This is a genomic window from Protofrankia sp. Cr1, from assembly GCF_963555865.1.
In the GTDB taxonomy this organism is placed as follows: Bacteria; Actinomycetota; Actinomycetes; order Frankiales; family Frankiaceae; genus Protofrankia.
In genome coordinates this window covers 7,696-14,721 of sequence record NZ_CAUVXO010000099.1, presented here as the reverse complement: position 1 = coordinate 14,721, position 7,026 = coordinate 7,696, and the positions used below count along the sequence as shown (strand labels likewise).

Annotated in this window: 5 protein-coding genes and 1 pseudogene; 4 read left to right on the top strand and 2 right to left on the bottom strand. The window is 68.8% G+C overall.

The genetic code is table 11. From position 1 onward, the window contains the following. From U9980_RS10770 to U9980_RS10760, 3 genes and pseudogenes are all read left to right on the top strand, one after another. Nucleotides 1–280, top strand: a pseudogene (locus tag U9980_RS10770) (hypothetical protein); the annotation flags it as partial. Nucleotides 281–640: 360 nt separating this feature from the next. Beyond that, complete coding sequence (locus tag U9980_RS10765) at nucleotides 641–1,225, top strand: NADAR family protein (protein WP_416210223.1); 585 nt, start codon at nucleotides 641–643, stop codon at nucleotides 1,223–1,225. A gap of 177 nt (nucleotides 1,226–1,402) precedes the next feature. Beyond that, nucleotides 1,403–2,338 (top strand): universal stress protein, encoded by a 936-nt coding sequence (locus U9980_RS10760; protein ID WP_322767783.1) that lies wholly within the window; start codon nucleotides 1,403–1,405, stop codon nucleotides 2,336–2,338. On the opposite strand, the gene U9980_RS10755 is transcribed toward U9980_RS10760, so the two are convergent. Further along, nucleotides 2,329–4,830 carry a DEAD/DEAH box helicase gene (locus U9980_RS10755; RefSeq protein WP_322767782.1) on the bottom strand — a complete coding sequence of 834 codons (2,502 nt, stop codon included), beginning with the start codon at nucleotides 4,828–4,830 and terminating at the stop codon, nucleotides 2,329–2,331. The genes U9980_RS10760 and U9980_RS10755 overlap by 10 nt on opposite strands. Next, the gene (locus tag U9980_RS10750) at nucleotides 4,827–6,506 is read right to left on the bottom strand and encodes an ABC-F family ATP-binding cassette domain-containing protein (protein WP_322767781.1); all 1,680 of its coding nucleotides are present in this window, start codon (nucleotides 6,504–6,506) and stop codon (nucleotides 4,827–4,829) included. The genes U9980_RS10755 and U9980_RS10750 overlap by 4 nt, the downstream gene beginning before the upstream one ends. A gap of 188 nt (nucleotides 6,507–6,694) precedes the next feature. Between U9980_RS10750 and U9980_RS10745 the strand changes: the two genes are divergently transcribed. Continuing rightward, nucleotides 6,695–7,026: VOC family protein (locus tag U9980_RS10745; RefSeq protein ID WP_322767780.1), on the top strand; the 332-nt coding region annotated here is incomplete at its 3' end.

Genomic DNA, 7,026 nt, shown 5'->3' with positions numbered 1-7,026 from the left:
GGTGCTCGCGGTGGCGGTGCTCGTCGGACTGGTCGGCTGCGGCTCGGTGTCGAAGGAGACGAAGCAGGCGGGCGCCGATGCGGTCTGCGCCCAGATCGATGCACGGTCGGCCGACGTCCGTTCGAGCGCGCAGACCGCGCGGTTGGTGGCCCTTGTCGTTCGTGATCTTGCACCGGACGAGAACATCCGCGGAATCGCCGACCGTGTCTCGCGGAACCCGGGGGAGATCAACCTGCGGGGACAGCTCGCCGACTGGGTCAACGACACGTGCTCACGATGACAAGTCCGTAACAGGGGTCTTCCGGCAAAGATCGTCCAGGCGGGCAAGGGTCTTTCTGACGAAGGTCATACCGATGCAGTTGTCATGTGATTTGCAGATCGTCGCCCTCTTCCTGCCGCCGGTACCGCACGCACGCGCCGAACGTCCGGCGTCACGTCCGGCGACGCAACGTGATCGTCGATCAGGGGTCCGCACCGATGAAGCGCCGTCCCAGCCCGGGGACGCTCTGGATGGTTCGGCTGGTGGGCCAAAGGGCGCGCCACGATCGTCAGATCGCGCGCCCGCAGGCCGCAGTCGCCGGGGCACTGGTGGGAATGCTGTTGGAGGTGAGGCAACTCATGCGACCATCAGGCCGTGAGCATCCCGGCAAGCGCCTCTGCGGTTGAGGATCTGGTCCTGCTGGAACAGGCCGGGCACGCTCTGGATCTTCTGTTCTTCTGGGGGCACCATCCGCCGCGTGGCGGCGGCCGTGGCGTCGGCGTGGGCTGCCTGAGCCAGTGGTGGCCCTCCGCGTTCACTGTTGACGGCCTGCGTTATCCGACGGCTGAGCATTTCATGATGGAACGCAAGGCCCGGCTGTTCGGCGACGTGGCCGCGGCTCGGGCGGTTCTTGCCACCGCCGAGCCGGCCGCCGCGAAGAAGCACGGCCGGCAGGTACGCGGCTTCGATGAGACCGTGTGGAGCGAATGCTCCTTCGACATCGTGGTCCAGGGCAACGTCGCGAAGTTCAGTCAGCATCCGCCGTTGCGTAATTATCTGCTCGGCACCGGCGAGCGGGTGCTGGTGGAGGCGAGTCCGTTGGACCGGGTGTGGGGGATCGGTCTGGCCGCCGACGACGCCCGGGCACAGGTTCCGTCGGCCTGGCCGGGACGCAATCTTCTCGGATTCGCGCTCATGGCGGTCCGGGCAATGATGCGCGCGTCCACCCCGAGCACCGCCGGGTAGTACGACACCCGGGTAGTACGACAGCCGCGTCGCGCGAGCCCGGGTAGCGGTTCCCGTCTCCGTCCGACGTCTCCGTCACTGTGCCTGGATGCGTCCGGCACCCGGCCGCCCTCGGCCTCATGATCAAAACGAGTGGCGCTCACAACGGGTCCTCGGTCGGGCGTAGGGAGGACGGCGATGACAGACGGTAGCAGCCTGGCTCTACCAGGGATCGTTGTCGGCGTGGACGGCTCGCCGGGTTCCGTCGAGGCGTTGCGGTGGGCCTGGCACACCGCGGCCATGCATCGACGGTCGGTGACCGCCATGCTGGCATGGACCGCGGACGGCCAGCCCAGGCTCGTCCACCGACAGGTGCACACCGCAGATCGTGATGGGTTGACGGCGGCGGCGGCTGCGGTTCTCGAGACGGCACTTGGTCGACTCCCGGCCTGCGACCCATCTCCCGACATCGTCCGGCGGGTGGTCCACGAGCCCGCGCCGCTCGCCCTGTTGGCAGCGTCGAAGCACGCGTTGATGCTGGTCGTGGGCTCGCGCGAGCACGGTCTGTTGCACCGCTCGCTCGGTGGGACGGTGGGCCGGGCGGTCGTCGACCACGGCGAGGTTCCGGCTGTCGTCGTCCGCGGCCGGGGCTTTGGCGTGCCCGGCGACCGCCGTCCGGTGGCCGTCGGGGTAGATGGTTCGCCATCGTCGTTGGCCGCCCTGCGGTGGGCGGCTCGTGAGGCGACGTACCGCGATGTGCCGCTGCGGGTGGTACATGCGCTGGCGGTCGCGTCCACGCCCTATCCGGATTTTCTCGCATCCGTCGGTCGGGCCCTTGTCGATCATGCGAACGATGTGCTCGACGATGCGCTGGCCACGGGGTTGCGGGACGCTCCACCGCAGCTGTGTGTCAGCAGTGAGGTGGTCGTCGACTCCGCCGCCCGCGCGCTGTTGCTGGAGTCCACGACATCGCAGTTGCTCGTGGTGGGCGCCCGTGGTCATGGCGGCTTCGCCGAGCTCCTCCTCGGTTCGGTCGGCGATCAGTGCGTCCAGCACGCTGTGTGCCCGGTCGCGGTCATTCGTCCGCACTACAGTTCGCCCTACAGTTCGCCCTACAGTTCGTACTACAATTGATCAACTGCGGTGATGTGCAGGACAGCCGCCCCGGCTTCGTCCGAGGCGGCAAGGTCCACCTCGGCGCTGATGCCCCAGTCGTGGTCGCCGGCCGGATCATCGAAGATCTGCCGGAGCGTCCAGCGCCCGGGTTCGGAGTTGATGATGAGGAGCCCCGGTCCGCGGGCGTCGGGGCCGGTGCCGATCTCGCCGTGCAGGTCGAAGTACGGCTCCAGGGCTCCCGCCCATCGCTCACGGTCCCAGCCCGCGTCGGCATCGAGCGCACCGAGATCGTCGTAATGGCGCAGCGCGGCCAGCTCCACCCGGCGGAACAGGGCGTTGCGCACGAGTACCCGGAATGCGCGGATGTTGGCCGTCACCGCGGGCGGCCGCTCGTCGATCGCAGCGGATGACGCCTCCGGCGTCGGATTGCGCAGCTTCTCCCACTCGTCGAACAGGCTCGAGTCGACTTGACGGACCAGTTCGCCGAGCCATTCGGTCAGGTCGGTGAGCTCCTCGGTCCGGGCGTCCTCGGGCACCGTCTGCCGCAGGGCCTTGAAGGTGTCGGCCAGGTAGCGCAGCAGCAGGCCCTCGGATCGGGCCAGGCCGTAGAAGCCGACGTACTCGACGAAGGTCATGGCCCGCTCGTACATGTCCCGGGCCACCGATTTGGGTGCGAGCTCGTGGTCGTCGACCCACGGGTGGCCGCGTCGGTAGATCGCGAACGCGGCCCCGAGGAGCTCGTCCAGCGGCTTGGGGTAGGTGACCGTGTCGAGCAGCTCAAGGCGTCGCTCGTACTCGACGCCGTCCGCCTTCATCTGGGCCACGGCCTCCCCGCGGGCCTTGAACTGCTGCGCGGAGAGGACCTGGCGTGGGTTGTCCAAGGTGGCTTCGATGATGGACAGAACGTCCAGCGGATAGCTTGGCGAGCCCCGGTCGAGCAGGTCCAGGGAGGCCAGCGCAAAGGGCGACAGCGGCTGGTTGAGGGCGAAGTCGAGCTGAAGGTCGACGGTGACCCGCACGGTGCGACCGGTCTCGTCCGGGGTGGCGAGTTTCTCGACGATTCCGGCCGCGAGCAACGCCCGGTAGATCGCGATGGCCCGGCGGATGTGGCGGCGCTGCGCGGGGCGGCTCTCGTGGTTGTCGGTAAGCAGGTGCCGCATGCCGGTGAACGCGTCGCCCGGTCGGTTGATCACGTTGAGCAGCATCGCGTGGCTGACAGTGAAGCTCGACGTCAGGGGTTCGGGCTCCGCGGCCACCAGACGCTCGAACGTCGGCACACCCCAGGAGACGAACCCCTCCGGCGGCTTCTTTCGGACGATCTTTCGTCGCTTCTTGGGGTCATCACCGGCCTTGGCCAGGGCACGCTCGTTGTCCACCGTGTGCTCGGGCGCCTGCACGACGACGGTGCCGACCGTGTCATAGCCGGCCCGGCCGGCCCGGCCGGCGATCTGGTGGAACTCCCGGGCGCTCAGGTGCCGGGTCCGGGTTCCGTCGTACTTGGACAGCGCGGTGAACACGACCGTGCGGATCGGTACGTTGATCCCGACCCCGAGGGTGTCGGTGCCACATATGATCTTCAGGAGCCCGGCCTGGGCGAGCAGCTCCACCAGTCGCCGGTACTTGGGGAGCATCCCGGCATGGTGGACGCCGATGCCGTGGCGGACCAGGCGGGACAGGGTCCGACCGAACCCGGCCGTGAACCGGAACCCGCCGATCATCTCGGCGATGGCGTCCTTCTCCGCCCGGGTGCACACGTTGATGCTCATCAGTGACTGGGCCCGTTCCAACGCCGCCGCCTGGGTGAAGTGGACGACGTAGACGGGTGCCTGATGGGTGTTGAGAAGCTCTTCGAGCGTCTCGTGCAGCGGGGTGAGCACGTAATGGTGATAAAGCGGCACCGGACGTACGGCGGAGCGGACGACCGCGGTCGGGCGGCCGGTCCGGCGGGTGAGGTCCGCTTCGAACCGGCTCACGTCGCCCAGGGTCGCCGACATGAGGATGAACTGCGTGCGGGGTAGTTCCAGCAGTGGTACCTGCCATGCCCAGCCTCGGTCGGGGTCGGCGTAGAAGTGGAACTCGTCCATCACGACCTGGTCAACGTCGGCGCCGGCTCCGTCCCGCAGGGCGATGTTCGCCAGGATCTCGGCGGTGCAGCAGATGACGGGCGCACTCTCGTTGACGCTGGCGTCCCCGGTCAGCATCCCGACCCTGCTCGCTCCGAACGTGGCGCACAGGGCGAAGAACTTCTCCGACACCAGCGCCTTGATGGGTGCGGTGTAGAAACTGCGCTGCTTGGCGGCCATGGCGGCGAAATGGGCGCCGGTGGCCACGAGGCTCTTTCCGGACCCGGTCGGGGTCGCCACGATGACGTTGGAACCGGACACGATCTCGATGAGGGCCTCGGACTGGGCGGGGTACAGGGTGAGCCCCTGCCCGTGGGCCCACGCGGTGAACGCGTCGAAGATGTCGTCGGGTTCCGGCGTTGCGGGCAGCTGGTCGGCGAGCGTCATGGTAAGTCCGATGGTGCCTGACGGATCGGCGAGCCGGCGCTCGCCTCGATGAACTGGCCGGCCTTGACCTGCCACCGACGGGTGGTATGGACCGCCTGGAGCATCCGGCGGTCATGGGTGACCAGAAGCAGGGTGCCGGTGTAGCCGGCCAGCGCGGCCTCCAGCTGTTCGATCGCGGGGAGGTCGAGATGGTTCGTCGGCTCGTCCAGTACCAGCAGGTTGACCCCGCGTGCCGCCAGCAGCGCCAGCGCCGCCCGGGTACGTTCGCCGGGCGACAGGGTGGCGGCGGCCCGCTTGATGTGGTCCGCCCGGAGACCGAACTTGGCCAGCAGGGTGCGCAGGTCGGCGGTGACCAGGTCGGGTAGCAACCGGGCGAAGACGTCGAGAACCGGAGCGTCCACCGCGAACAGCCCACGCGCCTGGTCGACCTCGCCGATCAGCACCCCGGAACCGAGCGACGCCTGGCCGCGGTCAACCGGGCGCCGGCCGAGCAGCGCGGCCAGCAGGGTCGACTTCCCGGACCCGTTGGGCCCGGTGATGGCCACCCGGTCGCCACGGCCGAGCTGGGTGGTCACCGGTCCCAGGGTGAAGTCGCCGCGACGCACGACCGCGTCGGTCAGCACGGCGACCACGGCCCCAGAGCGCGGAGCCGCCGCGATCTGCATCCGCAGGTCCCATTCCTTGCGCGGTTCGGGGACGGCATCGAGGCGCTCGATCAGACGTTCGGTCTGGCGGACCTTGGCGGCCTGCTTCTCCGACGTCTCGCCACGGAGGTTTCGGCCGATCTTGTCGTTGTCGGTGGACTTGCGGCGGGCGTTCCGCACGCCCTTGTCCATCCAGCTCCGTTGGGTCTGGGCCCGTTCGGTCAGCGCGCCGCGGCGGTCGGCGTACTGCTCATAGGCTTCCCGGGCGTGCCGCCGAGCCACCTCCCGTTCGTCGAGGTAGGCCTGATAACCGCCGCCGAAGAAGCTGACCTGTTGCTGTGCGAGATCCAGCTCCAGCACGCCGGTGACGGTGCGGGCGAGGAACTCCCGATCGTGGCTGACCACCACGACACCGGCCCGCAGTCCCGTGACGAACTCCTCCAGGCGGGCCAGTCCGTCGAGGTCGAGGTCGTTGGTCGGTTCGTCGAGCAGGAAGAGGTCGAACTTGCTGAGCAGCAGTGCGGCGAGCCCCGCCCGCGCCGCCTGGCCACCGGACAGCGCCGTTGTCGGCATCGCCAGGTCGATCGCGAGCCCGATGTCGGCTGCCACCACCGCCGCGCGTTCGTCGAAGTCGGCGGCCCCCAAGGTCAGCCAGCGGTCCAGCGCCGTCGCGTAGCTGTCGTCCGAACCGGGCTCCTGTCGGGACAGGGCAACCGATGCGGCGTCCAGTTGGCCCTGGGCGTCGGTCACGCCGGTGCGCCGGGCAAGGAAGGCATGCACACTCTCGTCGGGATGCCGGTCGGCTTCCTGCGCCAGGTACCCCACCGAGGCGCTCGGCGGGGTGAGCCCGACCGTACCGTGTTCGGGGCTGGCCAGGCCCGCAAGCAGGCGCAGCAGGGTGGACTTGCCCGCGCCGTTCGCTCCGACCAGCCCGATCACATCACCAGGGCTGACGACCAGATCGAGCTGGCTGAACAGCGCCCGCCCGCCGTATCCGGCGGCCAGGCCCTTGGCGACAAGGATGGCGCTCACACATGAACGTTACCGGCACCACCGAGCGGAATCCGCACAGGGCGGGCCGCCTCCAGCCGGTGGCCATCTACTGTCAGTGTTTACTGCCGGCGTTTACTGTCGGTATCCAATGATAGCGTTTCCGTACCCGTCGTGCGGAACGCGACGGCCTGTCGTAATCGGTGTCGCACTCGGTGAGGAGAAATGCGGTGGCTGGTGTCGCACGCTTGGCAGCGATCTCGCTGGACTGCTCCGAGCCCCATCCGTTGGCCCGGTTCTACGCCGCGTTGACCGGCGGTGAGATCGCCTTCAGCAGCGCGGACTTCGTCGCGGTCAAGGGGCCGGCTGTCTGGATCACAGCGCAACGGGTCCCGGACCATCGACCCCCCACGTGGCCCACGGGCGGCATCCCGCAGCAGGTGCACATAGAGTTCGCGGTCGAGGATCTTGAGGCGGCACAGGCTCAGGCGCTTGCCATCGGCGCACGACTTGCCGACGAGCAGCCATCCCCGGACCGGTGGCGGGTACTGCTCGATCCGGC

Bases quoted from the DNA above. Each gene is read 5' to 3' on its own strand.
- U9980_RS10760 (WP_322767783.1), top strand. From the start codon at position 1,403: ATGACAGACGGTAGCAGCCTGGCTCTACCAGGGATCGTTGTCGGCGTG.
- U9980_RS10755 (WP_322767782.1), bottom strand. From the start codon at position 4,830: ATGACGCTCGCCGACCAGCTGCCCGCAACGCCGGAACCCGACGACATC.